This is a genomic window from Arthrobacter sp. AZCC_0090 (assembly GCF_014207375.1).
GTDB lineage: Bacteria > Actinomycetota > Actinomycetes > Actinomycetales > Micrococcaceae > Arthrobacter.
Genome location: NZ_JACHEE010000011.1, coordinates 139,442 through 162,377 on the forward strand (window position 1 = coordinate 139,442; position 22,936 = coordinate 162,377).

General features: G+C 63.7%; 24 protein-coding genes and 1 pseudogene. 11 read left to right on the forward strand and 14 right to left on the reverse strand.

Annotated elements, in window-relative coordinates:
- Positions 1 to 12: 12 nt before the first annotated feature.
- Genes HNP00_RS17230 through HNP00_RS17245 form a run of 4 tightly spaced genes read right to left on the reverse strand, consistent with a single transcriptional unit; the run spans position 13 to position 5,069 of the window.
- A complete protein-coding gene (locus tag HNP00_RS17230) occupies positions 13 to 1,485 on the reverse strand; it encodes a rhamnulokinase family protein (protein WP_184740944.1) in 1,473 nt (490 codons plus the stop codon).
- Positions 1,482 to 3,524 (reverse strand): bifunctional aldolase/short-chain dehydrogenase, encoded by a 2,043-nt coding sequence (locus tag HNP00_RS17235; protein ID WP_184740945.1) that lies wholly within the window; start codon positions 3,522 to 3,524, stop codon positions 1,482 to 1,484. The genes HNP00_RS17230 and HNP00_RS17235 overlap by 4 nt, the downstream gene beginning before the upstream one ends.
- A 4-nt stretch (positions 3,525 to 3,528) precedes the next feature.
- Positions 3,529 to 4,695 carry an L-rhamnose isomerase gene (gene rhaI, locus HNP00_RS17240; RefSeq protein ID WP_184740946.1) on the reverse strand — a complete coding sequence of 389 codons (1,167 nt, stop codon included), beginning with the start codon at positions 4,693 to 4,695 and terminating at the stop codon, positions 3,529 to 3,531.
- A complete protein-coding gene (locus tag HNP00_RS17245; RefSeq protein ID WP_184740947.1) occupies positions 4,692 to 5,069 on the reverse strand; it encodes an L-rhamnose mutarotase in 378 nt (125 codons plus the stop codon). The genes rhaI and HNP00_RS17245 overlap by 4 nt, the downstream gene beginning before the upstream one ends.
- 226 nt (positions 5,070 to 5,295) lie before the next feature.
- Between HNP00_RS17245 and HNP00_RS17250 the strand changes: the two genes are divergently transcribed.
- A complete protein-coding gene (locus HNP00_RS17250; protein WP_184740948.1) occupies positions 5,296 to 6,312 on the forward strand; it encodes a LacI family DNA-binding transcriptional regulator in 1,017 nt (338 codons plus the stop codon).
- Positions 6,313 to 6,373: 61 nt separating this feature from the next.
- Here HNP00_RS17250 and HNP00_RS17255 read toward each other — a convergent pair whose 3' ends face one another.
- Positions 6,374 to 6,850, reverse strand: a complete 477-nt coding sequence (locus HNP00_RS17255) for a MarR family winged helix-turn-helix transcriptional regulator (protein WP_184740949.1) — start codon at positions 6,848 to 6,850, stop codon at positions 6,374 to 6,376.
- A gap of 539 nt (positions 6,851 to 7,389) precedes the next feature.
- Between HNP00_RS17255 and HNP00_RS17260 the strand changes: the two genes are divergently transcribed.
- Complete coding sequence (locus HNP00_RS17260; RefSeq protein WP_184740998.1) at positions 7,390 to 8,277, forward strand: isoprenylcysteine carboxylmethyltransferase family protein; 888 nt, start codon at positions 7,390 to 7,392, stop codon at positions 8,275 to 8,277.
- Between the two features lie 153 nt (positions 8,278 to 8,430).
- Here HNP00_RS17260 and HNP00_RS17265 read toward each other — a convergent pair whose 3' ends face one another.
- The 7 genes and pseudogenes from HNP00_RS17265 to HNP00_RS17295 form a co-directional block, all read right to left on the reverse strand.
- Positions 8,431 to 8,655 carry a MafI family immunity protein gene (locus tag HNP00_RS17265; protein WP_184740950.1) on the reverse strand — a complete coding sequence of 75 codons (225 nt, stop codon included), beginning with the start codon at positions 8,653 to 8,655 and terminating at the stop codon, positions 8,431 to 8,433.
- 154 nt (positions 8,656 to 8,809) lie between these two features.
- Positions 8,810 to 9,286 carry a DUF4304 domain-containing protein gene (locus tag HNP00_RS17270; protein ID WP_184740951.1) on the reverse strand — a complete coding sequence of 159 codons (477 nt, stop codon included), beginning with the start codon at positions 9,284 to 9,286 and terminating at the stop codon, positions 8,810 to 8,812.
- A pseudogene (locus HNP00_RS23835) lies at positions 9,283 to 9,486 on the reverse strand (hypothetical protein); the annotation flags it as partial. The pseudogene HNP00_RS23835 and the gene HNP00_RS17270, both read right to left, overlap by 4 nt.
- A 283-nt stretch (positions 9,487 to 9,769) precedes the next feature.
- Complete coding sequence (locus HNP00_RS17280) at positions 9,770 to 10,306, reverse strand: RHS repeat-associated core domain-containing protein (RefSeq protein ID WP_184740952.1); 537 nt, start codon at positions 10,304 to 10,306, stop codon at positions 9,770 to 9,772.
- A 200-nt stretch (positions 10,307 to 10,506) separates the two neighbouring features.
- The gene (locus HNP00_RS17285) at positions 10,507 to 12,192 is read right to left on the reverse strand and encodes an amidohydrolase (RefSeq protein WP_311770603.1); all 1,686 of its coding nucleotides are present in this window, start codon (positions 12,190 to 12,192) and stop codon (positions 10,507 to 10,509) included.
- Between the two features lie 86 nt (positions 12,193 to 12,278).
- Positions 12,279 to 12,932 (reverse strand): TetR/AcrR family transcriptional regulator C-terminal domain-containing protein, encoded by a 654-nt coding sequence (locus HNP00_RS17290; protein ID WP_184740953.1) that lies wholly within the window; start codon positions 12,930 to 12,932, stop codon positions 12,279 to 12,281.
- A 103-nt stretch (positions 12,933 to 13,035) separates the two neighbouring features.
- Positions 13,036 to 13,764 (reverse strand): hypothetical protein, encoded by a 729-nt coding sequence (locus tag HNP00_RS17295; protein ID WP_184740954.1) that lies wholly within the window; start codon positions 13,762 to 13,764, stop codon positions 13,036 to 13,038.
- 172 nt (positions 13,765 to 13,936) lie between these two features.
- Between HNP00_RS17295 and HNP00_RS17300 the strand changes: the two genes are divergently transcribed.
- The 6 genes from HNP00_RS17300 (at position 13,937) to HNP00_RS23450 (ending at position 19,169) form a co-directional block, all read left to right on the forward strand.
- On the forward strand, positions 13,937 to 15,088 hold the full coding sequence (locus HNP00_RS17300) for a sulfite oxidase (protein WP_184740955.1): 1,152 nt from the start codon (positions 13,937 to 13,939) through the stop codon (positions 15,086 to 15,088).
- A gap of 123 nt (positions 15,089 to 15,211) precedes the next feature.
- Positions 15,212 to 15,784 (forward strand): SRPBCC family protein, encoded by a 573-nt coding sequence (locus tag HNP00_RS17305; protein WP_184741000.1) that lies wholly within the window; start codon positions 15,212 to 15,214, stop codon positions 15,782 to 15,784.
- Positions 15,777 to 16,172, forward strand: coding sequence for a hypothetical protein (locus tag HNP00_RS17310; RefSeq protein WP_184740956.1), 396 nt, complete (start codon positions 15,777 to 15,779; stop codon positions 16,170 to 16,172). Before HNP00_RS17305 ends, HNP00_RS17310 begins: the two co-directional genes overlap by 8 nt.
- Before the next feature lie 41 nt (positions 16,173 to 16,213).
- Positions 16,214 to 17,434 (forward strand): cation:proton antiporter, encoded by a 1,221-nt coding sequence (locus tag HNP00_RS17315; RefSeq protein WP_311770604.1) that lies wholly within the window; start codon positions 16,214 to 16,216, stop codon positions 17,432 to 17,434.
- A gap of 191 nt (positions 17,435 to 17,625) precedes the next feature.
- Entirely contained in the window at positions 17,626 to 18,714 is a 1,089-nt protein-coding gene (locus HNP00_RS17320) for an acyl-CoA desaturase (protein WP_184740957.1), read from the forward strand.
- Between the two features lie 86 nt (positions 18,715 to 18,800).
- Positions 18,801 to 19,169, forward strand: coding sequence for a DUF1049 domain-containing protein (locus HNP00_RS23450; RefSeq protein WP_260405034.1), 369 nt, complete (start codon positions 18,801 to 18,803; stop codon positions 19,167 to 19,169).
- 114 nt (positions 19,170 to 19,283) lie between these two features.
- Here the strand turns inward: HNP00_RS23450 and HNP00_RS17330 are convergent, their stop codons facing one another.
- Positions 19,284 to 19,763 (reverse strand): hypothetical protein, encoded by a 480-nt coding sequence (locus HNP00_RS17330; RefSeq protein ID WP_184740958.1) that lies wholly within the window; start codon positions 19,761 to 19,763, stop codon positions 19,284 to 19,286.
- 347 nt (positions 19,764 to 20,110) lie between these two features.
- On the opposite strand from HNP00_RS17330, the gene HNP00_RS17335 reads away from it, so the two are divergent.
- The 3 genes from HNP00_RS17335 to HNP00_RS17345 all read left to right on the forward strand — a co-directional run bounded on the left by HNP00_RS17335 (position 20,111) and on the right by HNP00_RS17345 (position 22,283).
- Positions 20,111 to 20,734: a hypothetical protein gene (locus HNP00_RS17335; protein ID WP_184740959.1), complete on the forward strand. Its 624-nt coding sequence runs from the start codon at positions 20,111 to 20,113 to the stop codon at positions 20,732 to 20,734.
- An 85-nt stretch (positions 20,735 to 20,819) separates the two neighbouring features.
- Positions 20,820 to 21,548, forward strand: coding sequence for a YcnI family protein (locus tag HNP00_RS17340; protein ID WP_184740960.1), 729 nt, complete (start codon positions 20,820 to 20,822; stop codon positions 21,546 to 21,548).
- 105 nt (positions 21,549 to 21,653) lie between these two features.
- Positions 21,654 to 22,283, forward strand: coding sequence for a DUF4232 domain-containing protein (locus tag HNP00_RS17345; protein ID WP_184740961.1), 630 nt, complete (start codon positions 21,654 to 21,656; stop codon positions 22,281 to 22,283).
- Here the strand turns inward: HNP00_RS17345 and HNP00_RS17350 are convergent.
- Positions 22,246 to 22,905, reverse strand: coding sequence for a hypothetical protein (locus tag HNP00_RS17350; RefSeq protein ID WP_184740962.1), 660 nt, complete (start codon positions 22,903 to 22,905; stop codon positions 22,246 to 22,248). The two genes, HNP00_RS17345 and HNP00_RS17350, sit on opposite strands and share 38 nt — an antisense overlap.
- Between the last annotated feature and the right edge of the window lie 31 nt (positions 22,906 to 22,936).

Consider the following 22,936-nt stretch of genomic DNA (forward strand, 5'->3'; position numbering starts at 1 on the left):
GTTCACTACTACTCACTGGCTCAATTCTTGGAGGGCGGCCGTCCCCGCGGGTGCCGGTTCGTAGCGTTGCAGGGCCGAGCTTGAGGCTACGAGCCGGCGCAATTCCTGGAGGCTCCAGTGCTCCTGGGCGGCCGCGCGTGCCTGTACCAACACGTTCCCGAGCGCCGTGGCTTCCACCGGGCCGGCCACCACCGTCTTGCCGGTGGCATCCGCAGTGAGCTGGCACAGCAGCCGGTTTTGCGAGCCGCCACCAACGATGTGGACCACGGACGTCTGCTTGCCGGAGAGTTCTTCGGCGCGTGCCAGGGTTCTCGCGTAGCCGGCGGCCAGGCTGTCCAAAATGCAACGCACGACGGCGGCCGGACCGTCCGGGAGAACGGCGCCTGTGGCGCGCACGGCGGATCGGATCCGCTCGGGCATGTTGTCCGGGGCAATGAACGCGGGATCGTCGGCGTTGATTTGCGGGCCACCAGCGGGCAGTGCGGCCGCGGACTCGAGCAGGCCGGCGAGCGACGGCGCGTGCCCTTCAGCAGCCCAGGTGCGCATGCATTCACTGAGCAGCCATAACCCGCCCACGTTGCGCAGGTACCTGATAGTACCGTCGACCCCGCGCTCGTTGGTGAAGTTGGCCAGCCGGCTCGCTTCGCCAAGGACCGGGCTGTCCAGTTCCACCCCCACCAAGGACCACGTCCCGGAAGAAATGTAGGCGAAGTCTTCGCGCGAGGCCGGCACCGCGGCCACCGCCGAGGCGGTGTCGTGCGATCCCACGGCAACCACCGCAGTGTCCGCCGGCAATCCTGTCCGGGCGGCGATGTCCGGAAGCAGCGTGCCCACGGTTTCGCCGGGCTGAATAGTGGCGGGGAACAGGTTCTTGGGCAGGCCGAGCGGCTTGAAGAGCTCGGTGGCCCACTCCCCCGCGACGGCGTCGAAGAGTCCGGTGGTGGACGCGTTCGTGGCCTCGCTCCGGCGCTGCCCGGTGAGTTTGAACGCGATCAAGTCCGGAATCAGCAAGGCCTGCAGGCCGCGCAGGTCCCGCTCAGTGGCGAGCTGGTAGATCGTATTGAACTGGAGGAATTGCAGCCCGGTGGTGGCGTAGAGCCGCGCCGGATCAAGCACCTTGTGGACGTTCGCGACGGCGGAGCGGCCCCGCTCGTCGCGGTAGCTGAACGGCTGCGCGAGGAGTTTGCCGGAGTCATCCACCAGCCCGTAGTCGACGGCCCATGTGTCGATGCCGATGCTGGTGATTCGCTCGCCGCTCGCGGTGGCCGTCTCAGCGGCAGCCGCAAGTCCCTTGAGCACCTCATCGAACAAAGCGTCGAAGTCCCAGTGGAGTCCGCCGTCGAGCTCTATGACGCCGTTGGGGAAGCGGTGCACTGTTTCGAGCTCGGCCCGCCCGCTGGTGACCCGGCCGAGCATGACGCGCCCCGACGACGCTCCGATATCGACGGCGACGAAAACGCCGCCGTCGCGAAGCCGGCCGCTCATCGCAGGAAGGCCGCGGCGACGCCCGCGTCCACCGGGATATGCAGGCCTGTGGTGTGCGAGAGCTCGTTGCTGGTCAGGACGGCGGCGGCGTTGGCCACGTGCTCGGGCAGGACTTCGCGCTTGAGCAAGGTGCGCTGTGCGTAGTACCTGCCCAGTTCCTGCTCTTCGACCCCGTAGACGGCGGCACGCTTGGCGCCCCAACCGCCGGCGAAGATGCCGGAACCGCGGACGACCCCGTCGGGGTTGATGCCGTTGACGCGGATGCCGTACTCGCCCAGTTCAGCTGCCAACAGACGTACCTGGTGGGCCTGGTCGGCCTTGGTGGCGGAGTAGGCGATGTTGTTCGGACCCGCGAATACCGAGTTCTTCGAGGAAATGTAGACGATGTCCCCGCCCATGCCCTGGTCGATCATGACCTTCGCCGCGGCTTTGGAGACCAGGAACGAGCCCTTGGCCATGACGTTGTGCTGCAGGTCCCAGTCCTTCTCCGTGGTTTCCAGGAGCGGCTTGGAGATGGACAGTCCCGCGTTGTTCACAACCAGGTCGATTCCGCCGAAGGCGAGGACAGCTTCCTGGACGGCCGCGGCGATCTGGGCTTCGTCGGTGACGTCTGCCTGGACTCCGATGGCGACGTCGGCACCGCCCAGTTCCGCAGCGACGGCTTGGGCGTTCTCAAGGTTCAGGTCGGCAATGACGACGCACGCGCCGTCGGACGCCAAGCGGGTGGCGATCGCCTTGCCGATGCCCGACGCCGCGCCCGTCACCAAAGCGATGCGCGTGGCATGGGACTTGGGCTTGGGCATCCGGGCGAGCTTGGCTTCCTCGAGGGCCCAGTATTCGATCCGGAACTTCTCCGATTCCTCGATGGGGGCGTAGGAGGAGATGGCCTCGGCGCCGCGCATCACGTTGATGGCGTTCAGGTAGAACTCGCCGGCCACACGAGCGGTCTGCTTGTCCTTGCCGTAGGAGAACATTCCGACGCCGGGGACCAAGACGATGGCCGGGTCGGCGCCGCGCATCGCCGGGCTGCCAGTGTCGGCATGGCGGTCGTAATACGCCCGGTAATCCTCCCGGTACGCGGCGTGGAGTTCTTTCAGGCGTGCGATGCTTTCCTCGATGCCTGCGTCAGCGGGGAGGTCCAGCACCAGGGGCTTGACCTTGGTGCGAAGGAAGTGGTCCGGGCAGGAGGTGCCCAGCGCGCCCAGGCGCGGGTGCTCCGATCCTTCGAGGAACTCCAGGACGCGGGCGTCGTCGCTGAAGTGGCCCACCTGCGGCTTGTCAGCGGAGGCAAGGCCGCGGATAACGGGAGCCAGGGTGGCTGCTTTGGCATTCCTTTCGGCTTCGGGAAGCGCGGCATAGCCGGGAAGTTTCGCGCCGAAAGGCTCGGCCTTGCCGTTCTCCGCGATGTAGCGTTCAGCCTGCTCGATGATCCAGAGGGAGTTGGCTTCGGCTTCCGCGCTCGTGCCGCCCCACGCGGTGATGCCGTGGCCACCAAGGATGGTGCCGATTGCTTGAGGGTTGGCCTCCTTGATCGCCGCGATGTCCAGTCCCAGCTGGAAGCCCGGGCGGCGCCACGGAACCCACACCACCTTCTCGCCGAAGATCTTGGACGTCAAGGCCTCCCCGTCCACCGCCGTCGCAATCGCGATGCCCGAGTCCGGGTGCAGGTGGTCCACGTGCGCGGCATCAACCAGACCGTGCATGGCGGTATCGATTGACGGAGCGGCGCCGCCCTTGCCGTGAAGGCAGTAATCGAACGCGGCCACCATTTCGTCTTCGCGCTCGACGCCGGGGTAAACCGCCTTGAGTGCCTGCAGCCGGTCCAGGCGCAAAACGGCGAGGTTTTCGGACCTCAGGGTTCCCAGGTCGCCACCGGAACCTTTGACCCAGAGGAGCTCGACATCCTCGCCTGTGACTGGGTCTTTTTCAGTGCCCTTGGCCGAGGTGTTCCCGCCGGCAAAGTTGGTGTTCCGCTTGTCCGCGCCGAGGCGGTTGGAACGGTTGATCAGTTCCGCAACAGTGGTGTTTTCGCTTGTCATGTTCCTATGCGCCCCATCCGGCTTGCTGGCCGCCCACGCGGTCCTCGTTGATCTTCTTCTGGTAGCCACTGGCTTTGAACGCAGTCATCGGATCGGCCGGGAGGCCGCGCGATTCACGCCACTCGGCCAGGGCCGGTCGGACATCTGTATAGAAGGCATCGTTAAAGATGCCGTTGGCGGTCAGGACATCGCCTTCATTCTGGGCTATCTCCAAGGCTGTCGTATCGACGAGCAGTGCCCGTGCCGTCATTTCCTGGACGTTGAGGACGGAGCGGATCTGGCCCGGGATCTTCCCCTCGATGTTGTGGCACTGGTCCAGCATGAAGGCCACCCCAGCAGCGGACTCCAGTCCGCCTCCGCGGACCACCTCGTACATGATCCGGAACAACTGGAACGGGTCCGCGGCGCCGACGATCAGGTCGTCGTCGGCGTAGAAGCGTGAATTGAAGTCGAACGAGCCGAGCTTTCCCAGGCGCAGCAGCTGCGCCACGATGAACTCGATGTTGGTGCCCGGTGCGTGGTGTCCGGTGTCCAGGCAGACCTTGGCCTTCTCGCCCAGGGCCGCGCAGTGCACGTAGGACGTGCCCCAGTCGGGAATATCGGTGTGGTAGAATGCCGGTTCGAAGAACTTGTATTCCAGCACCAGACGCTGGTCCTCGCCGAGCCGGTCGTAGACCTTGCGCAGGGATTCAGCCAGCCAGTCCTGGCGGGCCCGTATGTTGCCCTGGCCCGGGTAGTTGGTGCCGTCGGCCAGCCAGATCTTCAGGTCCTGCGAGCCAGTCATATTCATCACTTCAAGGCACTCGTACATGTGGTCCACGGCCTTTTGGCGCACGGCCGGGTCGCTGTGCGTGAGGCTGCCGAACTTGTATTCGTCGTCCTGGAAGGTATTGGAATTGATGGTTCCCAGTTCAACGCCAAGATCGGCAGCGTACTCGCGCAGGGCGGAGTAATCTTCCACCTTGTCCCAGGGGATGTGCAGTGCCACGGTCGGCGCGAGGCCTGTCAGTTCGTGGACCTTCGCGGCGTCGGCGAGCTTCTCCTGGATAGTCCGCGGCGTGCCGGGCGTGCTGAACACCTTGAAGCGGGTGCCCGAGTTGCCGTAGGCCCACGAGGGAACTTCGATGGCCAGTTCTTCCAACCGGCCCAGCGCCGTTGCTACGTCTTTCATGATTGTTCCTTCTGCGGTTGGTGATTGTCCCCTGAGGCCGTGGCCGCGGACAACTGGTCCTCGAGATTGAAGATTTCGGTGAGTTGGAGGAATCCCTGGTCTGGTGACTGCGCCCCGTCCTCGAACAGGAGTGCCATTTCCGCCTGCCAGCGGGCATTCACCTCGGTCAGGGCCATGCGGGCCCTCGCCGCGTCGAAGTCGTCGTCGCACTCCACGTATCCCACCAACAGCCCGTCGTCAGCGAGGAACAGCGAGTAGTTGTTCCAACCAGCGGCCTTGAGTTCCCGGAGCAACTCCGGCCACACGGCAGCGTGACGGCTTCGGTATTCGGGAATCTGGCTGGGTTTGACCGAGGAACGGAAGCACACCCTCATCTGGAATTCTCCTGGTCTCAAGGTGAATGAATCAGATTGATTGATTGAATCGATTCATTCAAACTCTAATTGAATCGATTCATAGATGCAATAGCTGTCGGCACATTTGTTCCGGCAACTCCGGCACTGCTCGTGGCAAGTGCTTTGGTTGCACGAGGATGGCCATCGCGAACGACGTAACATTGACGAAACGGATTGATTCGATTCATCAATTGGGAGGTTTAGCGTGCCAAGCGGCCCGGGTGCAAAGCTGACGGACGTCGCCGCTCTTGCGGGGGTTTCGGTCGGCACTGTTTCGAATGTCCTCAACCGGCCGGACCAAGTGTCGATCGATAAGAGAAGCCGGGTCCTGGCCGCGATCGACCAGTTGGGATTCGTACGAAACGAATCAGCCCGCTCACTGAGGTCCGGATCCACCAGGAGCCTCGGCATGCTGGTCCTGGACGTTCGGAACCCCTTCTTCACGGATGTGGCTTTGGGCGCTGAGAACGTCGCCGAGGACCACAACCATTCCCTGATCCTGGCCAACAGCGCCGAAAATGCCGGGCGTGAGCAGGCATATCTAGACCTGTTTGAGCAGCAGCGTGTCCAAGGCGTCTTGATCACTCCGTTCGGGAACGTCCTTGAACGCCTTGAGAAAATGCGCACCCGGGGCATCCCCTCCGTCCTCGTGGACAGGCTTGCAAGCACAGATCAGTTCTGCTCGGTCTCCGTGGACGACGTCGCCGGCGGGGCGGCCGCCCTGGACCATCTCGTCAGCATCGGCTCAGTCCGCCCAGCGTTCGTCGGCGGTCCCTTCACACTGCAGCAGGTCGAGGACCGCTACCGGGGCGCAGCCGACGCGGCAGAAAGGGCAGGAGTCCCCCTTCAATTATTTGAAACGCCGGACCTGAAATTTGAGCGTGGGCGCCAGGTTGGCGATCTCATCGGGAATCTCCAGCCTGCCAAGCGCCCCGACGCCGTGTTTGCCGCCAACGACCAACTGGCGCTTGGACTCCTGCAATCCTTCGCCGCCAATGGGCTCCGCGTGCCAGAGGACATTGCAATCGTCGGCTTCGACGACATCGACTTTGCGTCCCAATCGAGTATTCCGCTCACCTCCATCAGCCAGCCGAGGCAGCTGATCGGCGAACGTGCCGCAGAACTCCTCTTTGACGAAATCGACAGCGAGCACGGCCACGTGCACAGCCAAGTGGTGTTCACGCCCGAACTCGTTGCCAGGCAGAGCACCCTGCGCCGCTAGCGTGGTGAGGGATCCCGCTCAGCGAAAGAGCCGCCGTCGACGTTTCCGAATCACTACGCGATTAGTCTTCGCGCCCAGCGGAAGAATAAGGGACGCTGACGGCGTCATTCCCGGCCCCGGTTTGCCGATCAGCGAGTTCGCGCACGAGTACCTTTAGCTCCTGGCGGAACATCGCGTTATCGATGGACAACTGGGCTAGGACTTGCTGCTCGGATTCGACAGCCCGCTCCAGCGCTTGCACGCCAGCCTCGGTCAGGGACACGACATGTACCCTGCGGTCCTCGGAACTTCGCCGGCGGGAGATGTGGCCGTGGGCTTCGAGTCTATTGAGGGTCTGGCCCATGGTCTGGGCCTGCACCCGCACGATCTGCGCCAGCGTGGTCTGGGTGATGGGACCTGTGGCCGAGAGAACTTCCATCGCAATGACGCCAGCGTGGGTAAGACCGATCGACCTGAGGTTTTCATCCCAGGCGTGTTCCACTAGCCGGGCCGCTGTAGACAACAAGCGCCCCGTGGGCCATCGCTCAATGTCCGGCATGTCTCCATTGTAGGTCCGAGCGGATTTGGGGGGTGGAGGGGGTGCAGGCTGCCTGGACTAACGGCCGTATCGAGTGCGGAACGCAGACGTTCTGTCTGTTCGGACGGGACTACGGTGAACTTCTCTCCGTCCCTGGCGCCAAACATAACCAGCTTTGCCAGTTCAGACTCCGAATACGCTCTCAGCGCGGCTGTAGTGGGCGTTGGCGAGGCTGTAGTTGGAGTTTGGTTCATTGTCTCCGCTGACCCCGCGCAGGCTGTAAGCCCAACGATCAGCCCCCCCGCAAGCTGCCAGGACAAGCCTTGACCGGTTCTTCATCTCTCCCCCAAGACGTCGTTGTAAAGTAGCACCGACTCGACGGCAGACGCAGCGGTCGAATTCGGTAGGCTGAGGCCAACATTGTCTTCGACACGAACAGGGCCGCGTCCTAGAGCCGGAAGCGATTGCTCGAAGAATTCTATCGACAAGCCGCAAGGACTATTAATGTTTGGGTTGGGTCGGTGATGCGCTTGGTTCTGTGGGGTCGAGCTTATTTCGCGATGCAGGCGATTGCCGGATTCTCCTGGTGGACCATGGTTTTCGTGTCGCCCGTGGTTCGCGAGGCGACCCTCGGTAATCTCGACCCCGCCGCGGTCGCTGTCTTCGATATTCCGCTGTTCGTCATCGCCTCGGCCGTGGCGGCATCTGGCGTCAGAGTTGCAGCGGTGGTGAGTACCGGTTGGACGGGCGTTGTCGCCGTCGCACTGGCGGTGTACGCCACAATCACAACCGAAGCGGGCTGGGGCGTTGTAGGCATGGTTGCTGCCACCGCAGGTTCGCTGATCGCGCTCTGCGCTGTCTTGCTGGGGCGCGTACCGACCATGTGGATCCTTCGCGGTCCGTTCGCATTCCGTCCCGCCACCAATCGCCCGACCGCCGCAGCCTACATGGCTTCAACATTCGGTCAAATCGTCCTCTTCTGGGGATTCTTCCTAGCGGTGCTTCCGTTTGCTATATCGGTTCTCGAACGGCGCTGGACCGTGGCGCTCCCGTTTCCGTCGTTTTCAATTCCTGCAGGTATCACGGTTCTTATACTCGCCAGCGCTCTTGGCATCTCTTCAGCCGTAGTGATGTCAACGCTGGGAAATGGCACGCCGCTGCCATCGGCAATGCCCAACCGTCTGGTCATAGCAGGTCCTTACCGCTGGATTCGCAATCCGATGGCGGTCTCGGGCGTCGTCCAAGGCGCCGCAGTAGGCCTCGTCTTGCAGTCATGGCTCGTGATCGCTTACGCCGTCATTGGTTCGCTGCTATGGAACTACGCCGTCAGGCCGCTTGAGGAATCTGACCTTGAGGAACGGTTCGGCGAAGAATTCCAGCAATACCGTGACACGGTTCGGTGCTGGATCCCTCAAGTATCGAAGACTCAGCGCTATGAGAGGCGATGACTGCACACAACCACCTCACCATTCACGTTCCACGGTGAGGTTCAGTGCGACGGCGGGATGCCGCCCGGCGGGGATGCCGCCGCACGCGGTGGTCGCGGGCTGGTAGTTGAGGTCTCCGTTGGCGAGCGACTGTCAAGCCACAGGCGGCGAAAGTCATCCATTGGTGGGATCTTCCCTTAGGTGCTCCGTGAGTTCCGCGCGAGAACCAAGAGCGGAGCCGAGGCCCTCCAAGTCGCGAAGGGTCCCGGCAGGGAGAGAGATCTCCCATTCGTAGACTTGTGTGCATAAAGTCTCGAAGGCAAGCAGCCACTCACCGACTTGGATGAGCATTTCGACGTTCGAGATGTCTTCAGGCGCCAGACCTATGGCGGCATCCATCGCGTGGTGGAGCCTAACAGCAATTGTGCGTGTGCCAGTGTGGTTGCGGTACCTCATGAGAGGGAGTCCGTCCTCCGCATAGTGGATGCATTCGAGCCAGTCGCTCCATGTCGCAGCCCTCCGCGGGTGGATGCTGCCGACTCTCGCTTGGTGCTTATGAACCGGCGGCTTGCGCCGCGAGAAATCGTTGTCCGTCTCCGTCGATCAATGACTTCGTCAAGAAGTGTTGACCCGCCTCGGTTGCGAGACCACTATCGGACATCCCTGCCTCAAGCAGTGGTTCCAGCTGGCTCGTAAGGACGGCCAGCAGTTCGGTCCGTCGCTCTTCGTCACCAACTGCATGATCGAGGTCGAGCAATTCCTCCAGATGCTTGCGATGAGCGGCTGGGACTAATGTCTCAAGTCGGCTCTGAACATGGCAGTGGCTCCGTTTGGGGTTCATTGCGGGGGCCACGCCCAAGAACCAAAGGCCGACGTTGAGGTAATAGCGCGGACCGGATTGGGACTTCTGGAGGTTCAGGACGGCGATGGCGTTAGGTCCGGTGACATACCAAGAGCCGGACTTCTTTGATCCGCCGAGCGACTTGCCGAATTCGTCGAATGTCGTCTGGATGAGGTTGCGTGTGCTCATTTGTCGTAGGTCACCACTCTTCCGGCCCATGGCTTGCCCGGGAACTGCTCGTTGAGTTTAGCAAGGTAGCCGGCGATTTGTTTATTGCCGAGGGTGATCTGGCGTGGGTTGTTGGGCTTGAGTTCGAGGATTTCACGCGTCTCGAAGTTGATCGTGTCGACGCGTCCCCCAGCTCGGAGCGTGAACTCTTTGGTGAATCCCGGGCCGTACCCAAGACGCGTGCATCAGGCGTCCAAGCTTCGTTGCAGTCGTCTCACCGTTGACCGCGGCTTTCTCCGCGACATCCTCCACACCGTCCCTCACAGCACGTTCAGCTGTGCTCTTTTCGGCGGCGGTGGCCGCCCCCTTTTTGCGGCTGCCCTTGCGGCTGCGGCGGCTGCCAGTTCTGGTGTTGCAGTGCCGAGGGTCAATATATGTCCACGGTGATGCCCAAGCTTGTGAGCTGGACGTCGTCGAAATTATCCGGTGTGGGTGTTCGTCCGTTCAGTCCCCGCGATGGCCAAGGACCGGGTCTCCGGTGATCGGGTTGTACCGCGGCCTGCTTGGTTGGTACGCGGGTACTGCCGGGACGTAGGATCGCTGGTTCGCGACGGGCTTCCTGGGGAGGAAATAGTCGTTGAACGGGTGGGAATCCTCCCAACGGGAGTCGACGGATCCGTGTCCGTACCATCCCCCGTCACCATCGGTGAGGGCAGGTCCCATGACCATGAGTCCGGAGGGGTCGGCGTTGTTGATCGCGTCGGCTTCCCCGTAGACGTACGGGGAGAAGTTGCTTGCTTCCCCCAGTTTCAGGACCGGGTCAGGTGAAGTGAAGGCGCCGAGGACGGGGTCCAGGTCGCGGGCGCCGAGGTGGGTCAGGGTGCTGACCGTGTCGGCGAGCCCGCCGATGTACCCGTTCACCGCACCGTAGCTGGCAACGCTTTCCGTGACCGGGCCGGTGATTTCGGTGCCGACCGCGCAGAACTGGCCCAGGCCGGCCCGGGAGCCGCCAAAAGGCCCGCAACGACCGACAAACCACACACAGCACGCAAGAGGAACGAAGACCGAGAACCCACGGGACAGCTTTCACCAGAAGGAAGTGCGTGGGATCCCCAAAAATAGACCGTTCCCCCAAAGCACGGATATCTGAGAGCAAACTACATGTCGGCTGGATAAACGCGCAATAGGTGCAACAACCAGTCGATTTATGACGCCGGTAGATCGGATGTAACCCCAGTCCCCTACCCCCGGTAGCGCACCTCCCCGCCCACCACTGTGAGCGCAACTGACGCCGTCAGCAGCGAGTCCAGTCCGGCGTCGAACGGATCAGTGTCCAGCACCACAAAGTCCGCCAGCATCCCACCGGTGAGCGTGCCCAGCTCGGCCTCCCGGCGGCACGAGTACGCCGCGTCGCGCGTGGCGTGGCTGAGCGCGTCGGCCAGTTCCAGGGCGTACTTCGGCAAATTGGCTGGCAGGCTCGCGTCCAAGGCCGATTTCCGGGTGGTCGCGACGAACATGTTGGGCAGCGGGTGGTGCGGGGCAGTGGGAGCGTCCGAGCCCAAAGCCAGCGTGGCACCGGCCTCGGTGAACTCCGTCCACGGGTAGGCGCGGTGGATGCGATCGTCGCCCAGCATGGCACGCCAGTTCTCCTGCACAGCCGGATCCGCGTGGACGGGCTGCATCGAAGCCACCACACCCAGCCGCGCCAAGCGTTGAATGCTCTCCTCCGTCACGGTTTCCATGTGCTCAATCCGGTGCCGCCTGTCCCTGGGGCCGTTCACCCGGTTGGCATACTCCAAGGCGTCAAGCGCTGCCTCGGACGCGAGATCGCCGATCGCATGGATGGCAACCTGGAGACCCTCGGCATCCGCGGCGGCCACCACGGGGTTGAGGAACTCGGGCTGCCAAATCAACTCCGCGTTGCTGCCATCCGCATACGGTTCCTTCATGGCAGCCGTGCAGCCGTCAATCACGCCGTCCGCGATGATCTTGATCCCGATCACCCGCAGCCACGGCGAGTTCACCTCGCGGCTCAATTCCGCCGCGCGAGCCACCTGGGCGAGGTTCTCTTCATTGTTTCCCGTAGGAGCTACCAGCCAATGCGCGTTGATGCGCAGAGGCAGCGTTCCGTTCCCCTCGGCCAGGGCACGGCGCATCGCGGCAAGTTCGTCCTCGCCCAACGCCATGTCGATCCCGCTGGTGACGCCTGTGGACAAGTAGTGCTCGAATGCCGTGGCCAAATGCTCGTCGCGCTGCTCATCGGTGGTCAGTGACGCCAATTTTGGCCACGCGTACTGGTGCATGGCGGTTTCTTCCAACAACCCGGTTGCCTCGCCAGTCTCCGGATCGCGCAGGATCCTGCCGCCCAGTGTGTCCGGCGTGTCCTTGTTGATGCCCATTTCGGCCAGCGCGGCCGTGTTGACCCACATGGAGTGGAGATCGTTCGCGTCCAGATACACCGGGCGGTCAGGCACGACGGCGTCAATCATCGCCGCAGTCGGCGCACCACCCGGGATGGCCGAGAACAGCCAGCTAGTGCCCAGGATGCGCGGCGCCTCCGGATGTGCGGCAGCGGCTTCCTTGAGGCGGAGCTGGATCTCCCCAAGGTTGGCAGCGTCGCGCAAGGCAACTTTCTGCATGGTCTGCCCCATCATCACGATGTGCGTATGCGCGTCGATGAAGCCCGGGAGCACGAACGCACCGCCCAAATCGACGACGGCGGCGGGAGCCGCCGGGGCCGGAGAGCCGGAGTCGCGGGCACCGCCGTCGGACGCACCGCCGTCGAGCCTCGCCAGCCGAAGCGCCTCGGCTTCGCTGCCCACGTAGGCAAGTCGCTCTCCCTCTATAAGCATGGCCTCGGCCAAAGCCGGCCCGGCCGCGGTGAAGATCTTGGCGTTTCGGTACAGGGTGCGCGGCAAAGTGGTCACAGACTATTCCTCAAATTACTAAACGAAAGGCTTTCGTTTAGTATGGCGAGCAATCCCCTCGACCACAAGCCCCAGCGGGTACATTCCTAGCTGCGCGGAACGCGGCCGTTTCGCGGGCCCAGACGGCCCTGTCTCAGGCGCAAGCCGTCAATCAGGACCTCGAGCCCGAATTCGAAAGCCGTTTCGGCACGGTCCCCGAGTCCCGCTGCTCCTTCGACGGCGCGCCCCAGCGCCGAATCGGCACCCGGCGCCACGTCCCAAACATTGCCGGGGGCGGAGAGGTCCAGCGCGGCGCCAATGGCGAAACTGTCGATCATGGCAAGGGCGGAGGCAACGTCCGCTCCCCGAAAGCCAGCTTCTTCCAGGACCGAAGCCATTCGCTCATAGAAGGCGATGACGCGGGCATTCCGTACCGTCTGCATCACCATGAGGGGTGCCGCGCGCGGATGCCGGGCGAAGTTCTCCCGGTAAGTGCGGATCTCAGACCGCAGCACGTCCTCCCAGCTGGCTTCGGCGTCGAGAGGCACGCCGGGAAGCAAAGGGTCCCCCTCGGTAATGCGCCCCCTGACCAATTCCAGGATCTCTTCCCGGCCGGATACGTGGTTGTAGATGGACGACGGGCTGACCCCGATCCGCGCGGCCAGCTTGGGGAGGCTGAAATCGCCGGACTCGTCAATGAGATCCAAGGCAGCAGTGACCACGGCGTCGATGGAGATCAACGGTTTGAGCGGGCGCGCCATGGTCGGGTCTCCTGAGGATGGGGTAGCACCAAGCTACCAGCCGGGCCACGCGCCGCATTGCTTACCTCAGCTGCGCGTGCACCGCCAGTCCACGGAACACGTCCTACAATCCGAGGTCTTTCTCCGCGGTGACCCAATTGTGGGCGATCGCTTTCTGCGCGTCGCCGAGGGCGATCCGGTGGGAGCAGACCGCCTTATTGAGCCGCGTTTCAATGGCGTCCTTCGGGTTAGTGGTTCCCGGGGCGCCTTCCCTGTTCGGCTCTGGCCACAAATTGGACACCGCGTTGGTGCCACCGAGTTGGAGGCTGATCAGGTGGTCGAATTCAGTGGAAGGGACCGGAACCAGGCCGTATTGCTGGAGGCTGAGCTTCTTGACCTTGTCCGTGTCCGAGGCAGCGGCACGGACGGTGGCAGTGTAACCGGACCGGCAGATCGTGCTGCCGATGCTTTCTTCGCTGACGGCCGGATCAATGGCACCGGGCGTGCACGACGGGTCAGGAAGAACCTCGCCTTTCGCGGCGTTCAGTGTCCTCACTTTGCACTGATTGGGAGAGAGTGCGATGTCCCGGCTGACCTTGTCCGGCGAATGGATCGCATTTGGCGCGGCTTCCTGCACCACTGCGGCGTTAGGGGCCACGGCAGGTCCTGTCTCGCCCGGCTGGACGGGCTCGACGTCGTCCCCTGGGTCTGCGGCGACGGTCGGCGCCCCTGCGGCATCACTGGAGGCCGCCGTTGCGTGGGCTTGCTGGCCGACGTACCAGAGCCCGCCGACCACAATGAACGCGATCAGGATGGCAGCGAGAAGGACATGGGTTTTGCGTGTGAAGGTCATTTTTCCTGTGGTTGCAAGGACTGGGAGCGCGCCCGCCGGTACGAAATGGAAGGTTTCCGGACCAGCGCCTCCCCATTTCTACCGTCGGTGCACCCGGGAGCCTGCGAGGCGCGCAGGCGATGGAAGCAACTCGAGTAATGACACCTCGGCGGGCGACGCCCATACTGGGAGCATGAGCGTCAAGACCCGCCGCACAGCGGAGGGCGCCGCTGTTGCCACCTCGGCCGCCACCGCCCCCGCTGCTCCAACAGAGCCAACCGCACCGGCCACTCCCACCACCGGTCCCATCACCCGGGAAGAACTGCAACTCGCTTCGCGCAACCACGCCATGCCCTTGGAGATGCTCCGATGGCCCATCACACCTCTGGGCATGCACTATCTCCTGGTCCATTTCGATGTCCCCCGGATAGATCCCGTCTCCTGGCGGTTGAATATTGGCGGGTTCGTGGAGCATCCGCACGAGTACACCCTGTCTGACCTCCAACACCGCGAGCGCCGCACCCTGACCGTCACGATGGAGTGCGCCGGCAACGGCCGCTCGCGGCTGGAACCGCGGCCGGTGAGCCAGCCATGGGACCAAGGCGGAATAGGGACAGCCGAGTGGACGGGCACTCCACTCGCGCCGTTGCTGCTCGACGCCGGAGTCTCACCGGACGCCGTCGAGCTCGTCTTCACGGGCGCCGACCGTGGGATCCAGGGCGGTGTGGAGCATCAGTACGCGCGCAGCTTGACGCTTGCGGAAGCAATGCCCGACGACGTCCTGCTCGCCTATGAGGTCAACGGCCAACCTTTGCCACCACAACATGGTTACCCAGTCCGGCTGCTGGTCCCGGGCTGGTACGGCATGACTAGCGTCAAATGGCTGCAATCCATCGAGGCAATCGACCACAGCTTCGACGGTTACCAACAGCTGGGCTCCTACCGCTATACCCAGAATGCAGACGATCCCGGCGAACCCGTCCAACGAATCAAGGTCCGTGCCCTGATGGTTCCCCCTGGCGTTCCCGACTTCTTCACGCGACAACGCACAGTCGACCCGGGGCCGGTCCAGCTCAGCGGCCGGGCGTGGTCCGGGAACGGAACCGTGGACAGCGTGGAAGTCTGCGTAGACGGCGTGTGGGAGAAGGCACAGCTCGAGGCACCTGCCGGCCGGTACGCGTGGCGCGGATGGACGTTCACGTGGATCGCAACACCCGGTTCCCACGAATTGGCATGCCGTGCAACCGATTCCACCGGGCAGACGCAGCCCCAGACGCCGGAGTGGAACTATCTAGGCATGGGAAACAACGACATACAGCGGCTGACCGTGACGGTCCGGGAATAAAAGGTCCGGGCGCAACCGGCCCGGCGTAACCGGCCCGTAAGGAAGCAGGGGCCGGGGCCGTTGACCGCGTGCAACGGCGTAAGTACTGTGAGTCCACTATCCATCCGCGCCGTGGAGGCAGCAATGGGCGGCACTTCCAAGAGCAGCACCGATTACGAATTCCTCACCGTCTGGCGCGTCGCGGGAACCGCGCGTGAGGTCATGGATGTCTTGGGCGACGCCGGAACGCTGCCCCGGTGGTGGCCCTCGGTGCATTTGACCGTGACGCCGCTGGACCCTGGAAATGCGGACGGCACAGGACAAGCCTTCTCCTTACATACCAAGGGTTGGCTGCCGTACACCTTGCGCTGGAGGTACACGGTCACCGAACCCATCACCGAGCAGGGTTTCGCGATCTCTGCGAGCGGCGACGTGAACGGCACCGGCCGCTGGACTTTCGAACAGGACGGGCCGGAAACTGTGGTCACCTATGACTGGAGGGTCAGCGCATCGAAACCGATTCTCCGGAGGCTAAGCTGGCTGCTCAAGCCCGCCTTTTCCGCGAATCACCATTGGGCGATGGCCCGCGGGCAGGAAAGCCTCGCCTTGGAATTACGACGACGACGTCCCGGCACGGACCTCTCCAAGGTCCCCCGTCCGGCGCCGCCGACGTTTGCAAGCCGATACCGCTGGCCAAGGAGTACAACGCATGCCTGATGACAACAAAGACGAAGTCCGCTGGTTGCCGCAGCCTGAGGACCAGGACTATCCGGGCGCGGCTGACTATTTGTCCCTGTTGGAATCCGACGACGTCGTTGCCTCCGTGGTAGCGGCGCTCAAGGTTGCGCCCATTCAGCACCGCAAGGCCAAGGACATTCTCCGGGCCGCACGGCTGGTGCTGCTGCCCGAAGACAACGCCCACGTGGCCTCGGACCTGAAGAAGATCAGGGAAGGCAAGAGGCTCTCGCCTATCCTCATGGTCCGGGGCGATCTGGTCCGGGGCATTCCCGCGCAGGTGGCCGATGGCTACCACCGGGTGTGCGCAAGCTACTACACGAACGAAAACACGGATATTCCCCTCAAACTGGCTGATGCGCCCCGGTAACAACCGCACACCAACCGCAACGCCGGTAGAAGGAGGAACGTGTGTCGTTCTTTCAGCTTTCGCTGATCGCCGCGGTGGCGCTCCTCGGTCCACTGCTGGCGCTGCCTCGGAAATGGCACCTTCCCGTGGTGCTGGGACAGTTGCTGGCGGGCATCGTCATCGGGCGGACCGGGCTGGGGCTGGTGGACTCCTCGGACCCCACGTTCACCTTCGTGGCCGACGTCGGGTTCGCCCTCATCATGTTCGTCGCCGGGACGCACGTTCCGGTGCGGGATAAGGCCATCCGTCCGGCTCTGGGTGGCGGCGCCCTGCGCGCCGGCGTCGCTGCGGTGCTGGCCGCCGTCGTCGGAATCGTCATTGCTTTTTCCTTCGGCACCGGACACGCCCCCCTTTACATCGTTCTGCTCGCTTCCTCCTCGGCCGCCTTGGTCCTGCCGATCGTCGACTCGCTGCGGCTGACGGGGCCGAAGGTCCTGACGACGACGGCGCAGGTGGCGATTGCTGACATCGCATGTATCGTGGCGCTTCCGTTGGCCGTTGACCCACCTAACGCTGGCCGGGCAGCGGTGGGGGCAGCCGTCGTCGCTGCTTGCGCGCTGGTCTTGTTCTTCGTGCTTCGCTGGCAGGAGAACAGCGGTAACCGCGGACGGTTGCATGACATGTCCGAAGACCGGAAATTCGCGCTGGAGCTGCGGATCCAACTGGCGTTGCTCTTTGCACTTTCAGGGCTGGCGGTCCTCGGCCACGTGTCGATTATGCTGGCCGGATTCTCGTTCGGCCTTGTGGTCTCGGCTGTAGGCGAACCCCGGCGCCTGGCGCACCAACTTTTCGCCGTCAGCGACGGCTTCCTGGGGCCAGTCTTCTTCGTGTGGCTGGGCGCATCGTTGGACCTGCGTACGCTCGCCGGGAGCCCGCGAATGATTCTCCTCGGGATCTGCCTTGGTTTTGGAACGCTGCTGGTGCATGGAAGCCTCCGGTTCCTCGGCCAGCCCTTGCCGCTCGCGGTGCTGGCTGCATCGCAATTGGGAGTACCGGTTGCCGCCGCCACCATCGGGACCCAATTGCATCTGCTGGAACCGGGAGAAGCCGCGGCCATGATCCTGGGAGCCCTCATCAGCATCGGGGCAAGCACCATCGCGGGGTCGCGGGCGGCACGAACCTTCTCGCAGGCCGCCCAGGAACCCGCGGGCGAGGGGCCAGCTGGCAAGCCGTCGGAAGGTGGTCCGGCCACGGCGGCCGGGTCCCCCGAACCCGCGGCGTGACTTCGGGTAGTCGTGCGGATGGAACATCGTCCTGCATCGCCCTCGCCACTGCCGACGGCCCTGTACGTGCGAGTGTTGGCCAAGTGCAGGGCACCGTTCCACCCTGATCCAACCACGCGTACTATGTGGGCAAGGGGTAAGAAGTGCCAAATCCAGAGTGTCGCACTGACCCCATAATGGGTCGAGATAACATGGAAAAAACACCTTCCCAGGCCGATAACCCACGGCAGCACCAGCCCCCGAACCAGGTGGTCAACAGCTACGTCACTCTCCTGAAGCAGATGCGGGACGCGGGCTTTCTGCGACGCAGACGCCGCTTCTACATCATCCTCTTCGCCATTCTGATGGCAGCATGGGCAGGCACATGGACCGGTTTCATCCTGCTTGAGGACACGTGGTTCCAGTTGCTGATCGCCGCCGGGATGGGAGTGGTACTGACGCAGTTCGGCTTCCTGGCACACGAGGCAGCACACCGTCAGATCTTCGCGTCCAAAGGGATGAATGAATGGTCTGCACGCCTGATCGGCACCGGCTTATGCGGGATCAGTTACGCCATGTGGGCGCAGAAGCACACCCGCCACCACAACCACCCCAACATGATCGACAAGGACCCGGATATCCACACTGGCGCCATCGCCTTCCATCCACAGGCGGCAGCTTCCCGGCGCGGTTTCATGATCCGCGTGACGCGCCGGCAAGGCTGGCTGCTGTTCCCGCTGCTGTTCTTCCTCGGCCTAAGCCTTCACGTTGACTCATTGAAGTATCTGCTCCGCCGCGGGAACGTGGATCACCGGTGGGTCGAGATCCCGCTTCTGGCGATGCGTCTGCTCTTGGTTCCCGCGCTGGTGTTCTGGCTGCTACCCCTGGGCATGGCGTTCGCGTTCCTGGGTGTGCAGGTGGGCGTGTTCGGGTTCTACATGGGCGCCTCATTCGCGCCGAACCACAAGGGAATGCCGATCCTGCCGGCCTCCAGCCGGGCGGATTTCCTTCACCGCCAGGTACTCACCGGACGCAACATCGCCGGCGGCAGGTTTATGGACGTCCTGATGGGCGGGCTGAACCGCCAGATCGAACACCACCTGTTCCCGGACATGCCCCGGCCATACCTGCTGTGCGCAGCCGCGTTCGTGCGCTCTACCTGCAGGGAGCAGGGAATCCCCTACACGGAGACCAGTCTCATCGCCTCCTACGCGATCGTGGTCAGGTACTTGAACGCCGTCGGCCTCCTTGCCGGTGGTCCGTTCGAATGCCCCATGGTGGAAAGTTCCAGGCCCGGTTGAACGTAACGCCGGCGCCCGGGGCACGGGTACCCGCCGCGGGCGGCAAGTCAGCGGAGGATTGAACTGTACCGAGAGGAAAGTGAGCAATGATGGCATCGGAGCCAGTGACGCCCGGGGCGCTGCCGCCGGAGCAGCCACCCCCGACGGGAGCGGCCGCGGGGGCCGCCCCTTCTCTCCCCGCTGAGACAAGGCCCACAGCAACCCGGTCCGGTGTGGTGTGGGTGGCGGTGGTTACGGCACTGATCCTGCTGGTGCTGTTGATCATCTTCATCCTGCAGAACCAAGAACCCGCCAGGATACTGTTCCTCGGCCTTGAGGGCACGCTCTCCCTGGGCATGGCCCTGTTCATCGCCAGTGTCGCCGGGGGCATCCTCGTAGCTGTTGCAGGCGCAGCGAGGATCATCCAGCTCCGCTCCAACGCCCGCAAGGTACGGATGCTCCACAACCGTGGCTAGCGGCTGCCCCAACCCGACACTCCAGGACCCACAGCACTTCTCACTGCCGCAGAGTACCGCGGTGGGCTGACCGCATTGGCTGCGCCCCTCGTCGGTCAATCAGCGGCGGTCAGGCTACCTGTACCAGCCCACGGCACGGTCGTAACGGCATTCAAGCGCGCCCGTGCCGGGCGCCTCGCCGCCCCCGGCGGGGAAGTAGATAGCGCCGAAATCGGCGCCCTCAGCGTCGATACGTCCCTGGGCCCAGATCTTGGCCGCCTCCAGATCAGTCTCAGGGAGGGGTACCCGTATGATGTGATCCGCGCCGAGGTGGATGTCCAGCTGGTACTCCCCCGGCCGGGAGGTTCCGGCGTGATGGTCCGGGTCATGTTCGTCGCGCCGACTGATCAGGACTTCGGCGGAGGCGTGGAGAATAGCGGGCTCGCTGGCCGGTTCGCCTTGCTGTTGGCGTTCGATTCGAAGGCCGGATACGACACTCTCCACGGTGTCTTCCTCGGCGACGACGTAGGTGGAGTCGCTGACGTCGGCTTCCGATCCGCCGACACTTTTTAGGTGCTTCCCGAATTGTTCGGAGCTGGATTGGTTCGAGTTCATGCACCCTCCTAGAGGGTATCCACGGTAATTGCCGACATTGCCTACTCTAAACCCATTTCTGGCGACTTCGCCTAGTCAGGACAGTCCCTCCGGCAGGCACCGCGCTTCCGGAGGGACTGTCCCGAAGTGGACCCTGGAGGCATCCAAGTCCCCGCGAACCCGCCGGCTTCGTGACGGAGCACCCGAACGGGCGGGAACTTTCAGTCGCGAATAGAGGATCCTGGCCAACCCCCGTCACACGACCCATCCGACAGCCGACCGGCCACGAACCACCGGTAGAATTACGGGGTTGACCGGCCGGACCAGGAGGGTCAACCATCCGCTGGAACGCTACCGAGGGAGGACCCGTGCGCGCATCGCATGCCCGGACGCCCTTCCATGCCATGCGTTCGGGCGCTCTTGCCGTCGCCATTGTGGCCCTTGCGGCAGGGGCGCACGTCCTGGCTGGCGGTGAGCTTCCCGTGGCTCCGGTCTTGCTCGCCGTCCTTGCCTTGACCGGCCTCATCACCACCTTGGCCACCCGGTTCAAACTCGGCTTCTTTTCCGTCGCCGCGCTCCTGGGTGCCGGCCAGCTGGCCCTGCACGAGGCGTTCACGGCATTCGGCCCGCTCGCCGTCGCGGCTCCGGGATCACCGGCGCACCACATGGGGGTGGAGCACATTGCCCCGGACCTCGGCGCCGGAACAATGCATCTGCACGAACTCGACAATCCGCTCAGCTGGTTGATGCTGACGGGACACGTCCTCGCTACGGCTATTTCGGCATTGCTTTTGGCCAAGGGCGAGCAGGCACTGTGGCAGCTCGCGGCATGGCTCCGGCCCCTCCTGCAGCTCATCTGTCTGATCTTCAGGCCCGACGCCGGCAGCTCGGCCGAAGCGTTCGGCGCACCTGCCGCATTCATCCCCCGCCCGTGGCGGAACCTCAGGCAAGACAGCAGACGCGGCCCGCCCGCCGTCGTCGTGCTCTCCTGACTCCGCCCGGCACCGCCTTCCCTTGGTGACGGGCACATCCCCGTACTTTGGCGTGTTTCCGCGCGCCCCTTGAAAGGCAACAACCATGAACAAGTCCTCACTCCGCCGTACCCTCTCCGCCACCGCAATCGCGGGAGGCACCGCCGCACTGATGATGGCCGGTCTCGCAGGCGCATCTGCGCACGTCTCGATCAATCCGGACAAGACCACCGCGAACTCCTACGCCCTGCTGACCTTCGGCGTTCCGCACGGCTGCGACACCTCGGGAACCACCAAGCTGACCATCAACCTCCCCGAGGAACTGACGGACGCCACGCCCACAGTGAACCCAAACTGGACCATCGAGAAGGTCACGCAGACCCTGCCCGAGCCCAAGAAGCTAGCCGACGGCACCTCCATCACCAAGCGGACCAGCCAGATCATCTACACAGCCAAGGCCCCGCTGGACCCGCACCAGCGCGATGCCCTGGTCCTGTCCGTCAAGCTGCCCGACGCCGCTGGCAAGACCCTCTACTTCCCCACACTCCAGAACTGCGAGCAGGGGCAGACAAACTGGGCTGAAATCCCGAAGGACGGCCAGGACCCGCACTCGCTGAAGGCTCCGGCTCCGTCGGTGGCCGTCACCGCAGCCGATGCCGCTGTGGGTAACGGCCACATGGCCGCTTCAGTCTCTACAGAGCAAGCATCTGCAGTGACCGACGACGGATCCCAAGCCCGCAGCTGGGCCGGCCTGATCGCCGGCGTGGCAGGGCTGGGCTTGGGTGGCGCGGCATTCTTCCGCAGCCGTTCCGCCAAGGCCGCAGAGTCCAAGTAACAACTCCGCCGGATTGGTCCCCGGAACATTACGATCCGGGGACCAATCCGGCGCCGCTGCCGCGCCGCAGTTGACTCAAGCAAATGACGACGAAAAGCTGTGCGCATGACGAATATGCGAGTCAAGAACGGTCTCCTGCTCACGATGGCAGCAGCCTCGGTATTCCTACTCTCCGGCTGTTTCCAAGGCCAGGCACAGGGCACAGGCACGGCAAGCGGAACGACGTCGGCATCGTCTTCGGCGTCCGCCTCAAGCACGTCGAGCCCCAGCAGCAGTTCCACGTCATCACCCACAGGGAGCATGACACCATCCGGCGTCGCTCTCTGCAAAGCGGCCTCGCTGACAGCATCTGTCGATTCCACGGGCGGAGGAGCGGCAGGCAGCGTCTACATGAAGCTCATCCTCACCAACTCCGGCACGGAATCCTGTGTCCTCAATGGCTTCCCGGGCGTCTCACTCACGTCCACGCCCACGGGCGATCCGATCGGCGCGGCCGCCTCCCGCGATGACACGCAGCCGGTGGCAAACGTGGTCCTTGCTCCGGGGAAGTCCGGCTTCGCCCAGCTCCGCTACACCCAGGCCGGCAACTACCCCGAATGCACCCAAGTTCCTGCTACCGGATTCCGGGTCTACCCGCCCGAGGAAACTGCCTCGCTGTTCATCCCGCAGCAACGCACGGCCTGCAGCAACACCAACATCAACCTCCTGAGCGTTCAGGCTTTCCAAGCCGGGTAGGCGCTCGGCTTGGCGCCGCGCGGGAACGAGGGTCAATGACAGTCGGGGGTCCCAATCCGAGCGGATTCACCGGCCGGGTCCCGGAGATCTTCCAAACGCCGCCGGACTGTGAAAGTTCAAACAATTGCTCGTAAACATAGCCTTCGTCGGGACCTTGGATCCCGTTTATCGGCGCAAGGCCAAGGGTGGTTTGCTCCTTGACCCTCGCCGTTGCCTTGCCATTCCTGGCGACAATGTCCTCAAAGGCGATGTCCGAACGGCTAGCCGTATGGACCAGACCGAAGGGCACCAACTGTTCTTGGCGTCCCTCTAGCGAACCAAAATCCTGAAGGACCGCGGGCGCAGCGTCAGGGGTGAAATATTCGCCCACGTTTTCCATGGTCGCGGGAGCGGTTCCGGAAACGATCCGGTGGTTCCGGTAGTCGATCGCCTGGGTGACGACGTTCCGGATCGCCGTGACTTCTTCTGGATTAGCCGGGTCCGCACTTTGGGCGCCGGGCTGGCTTGCCGCCGTCGTTCTCGATGCCTCCGGGGCTGAAAACACTCCGGCCGCGGACATCGTGACCGCAATAATCGCGGTAGCGATTCCCGTCGCAACAATGACCCTCGTTTTTCGGCTCACACCGTTGCCTCAGCTCCTGAAGATTCATTTC

What these genes read in the sequence shown, in the direction of transcription:
- HNP00_RS17230 (WP_184740944.1), bottom strand. Translation starts at nt 1,485, where the DNA reads ATGAGCGGCCGGCTTCGCGACGGCGGCGTTTTCGTCGCCGTCGATATC.
- HNP00_RS17235 (WP_184740945.1), bottom strand. Translation starts at nt 3,524, where the DNA reads ATGACAAGCGAAAACACCACTGTTGCGGAACTGATCAACCGTTCCAAC.
- rhaI (WP_184740946.1), bottom strand. Translation starts at nt 4,695, where the DNA reads ATGAAAGACGTAGCAACGGCGCTGGGCCGGTTGGAAGAACTGGCCATC.
- HNP00_RS17245 (WP_184740947.1), bottom strand. Translation starts at nt 5,069, where the DNA reads ATGAGGGTGTGCTTCCGTTCCTCGGTCAAACCCAGCCAGATTCCCGAA.
- HNP00_RS17255 (WP_184740949.1), bottom strand. Translation starts at nt 6,850, where the DNA reads ATGCCGGACATTGAGCGATGGCCCACGGGGCGCTTGTTGTCTACAGCG.
- HNP00_RS17260 (WP_184740998.1), top strand. Translation starts at nt 7,390, where the DNA reads ATGCAGGCGATTGCCGGATTCTCCTGGTGGACCATGGTTTTCGTGTCG.
- HNP00_RS17265 (WP_184740950.1), bottom strand. Translation starts at nt 8,655, where the DNA reads ATGGATGCCGCCATAGGTCTGGCGCCTGAAGACATCTCGAACGTCGAA.
- HNP00_RS17270 (WP_184740951.1), bottom strand. Translation starts at nt 9,286, where the DNA reads ATGAGCACACGCAACCTCATCCAGACGACATTCGACGAATTCGGCAAG.
- HNP00_RS17290 (WP_184740953.1), bottom strand. Translation starts at nt 12,932, where the DNA reads ATGGCGCGCCCGCTCAAACCGTTGATCTCCATCGACGCCGTGGTCACT.
- HNP00_RS17295 (WP_184740954.1), bottom strand. Translation starts at nt 13,764, where the DNA reads ATGACCTTCACACGCAAAACCCATGTCCTTCTCGCTGCCATCCTGATC.
- HNP00_RS17300 (WP_184740955.1), top strand. Translation starts at nt 13,937, where the DNA reads ATGAGCGTCAAGACCCGCCGCACAGCGGAGGGCGCCGCTGTTGCCACC.
- HNP00_RS17305 (WP_184741000.1), top strand. Translation starts at nt 15,212, where the DNA reads ATGGGCGGCACTTCCAAGAGCAGCACCGATTACGAATTCCTCACCGTC.
- HNP00_RS17310 (WP_184740956.1), top strand. Translation starts at nt 15,777, where the DNA reads ATGCCTGATGACAACAAAGACGAAGTCCGCTGGTTGCCGCAGCCTGAG.
- HNP00_RS17320 (WP_184740957.1), top strand. Translation starts at nt 17,626, where the DNA reads ATGGAAAAAACACCTTCCCAGGCCGATAACCCACGGCAGCACCAGCCC.
- HNP00_RS23450 (WP_260405034.1), top strand. Translation starts at nt 18,801, where the DNA reads ATGATGGCATCGGAGCCAGTGACGCCCGGGGCGCTGCCGCCGGAGCAG.
- HNP00_RS17330 (WP_184740958.1), bottom strand. Translation starts at nt 19,763, where the DNA reads ATGAACTCGAACCAATCCAGCTCCGAACAATTCGGGAAGCACCTAAAA.
- HNP00_RS17340 (WP_184740960.1), top strand. Translation starts at nt 20,820, where the DNA reads ATGAACAAGTCCTCACTCCGCCGTACCCTCTCCGCCACCGCAATCGCG.
- HNP00_RS17345 (WP_184740961.1), top strand. Translation starts at nt 21,654, where the DNA reads ATGACGAATATGCGAGTCAAGAACGGTCTCCTGCTCACGATGGCAGCA.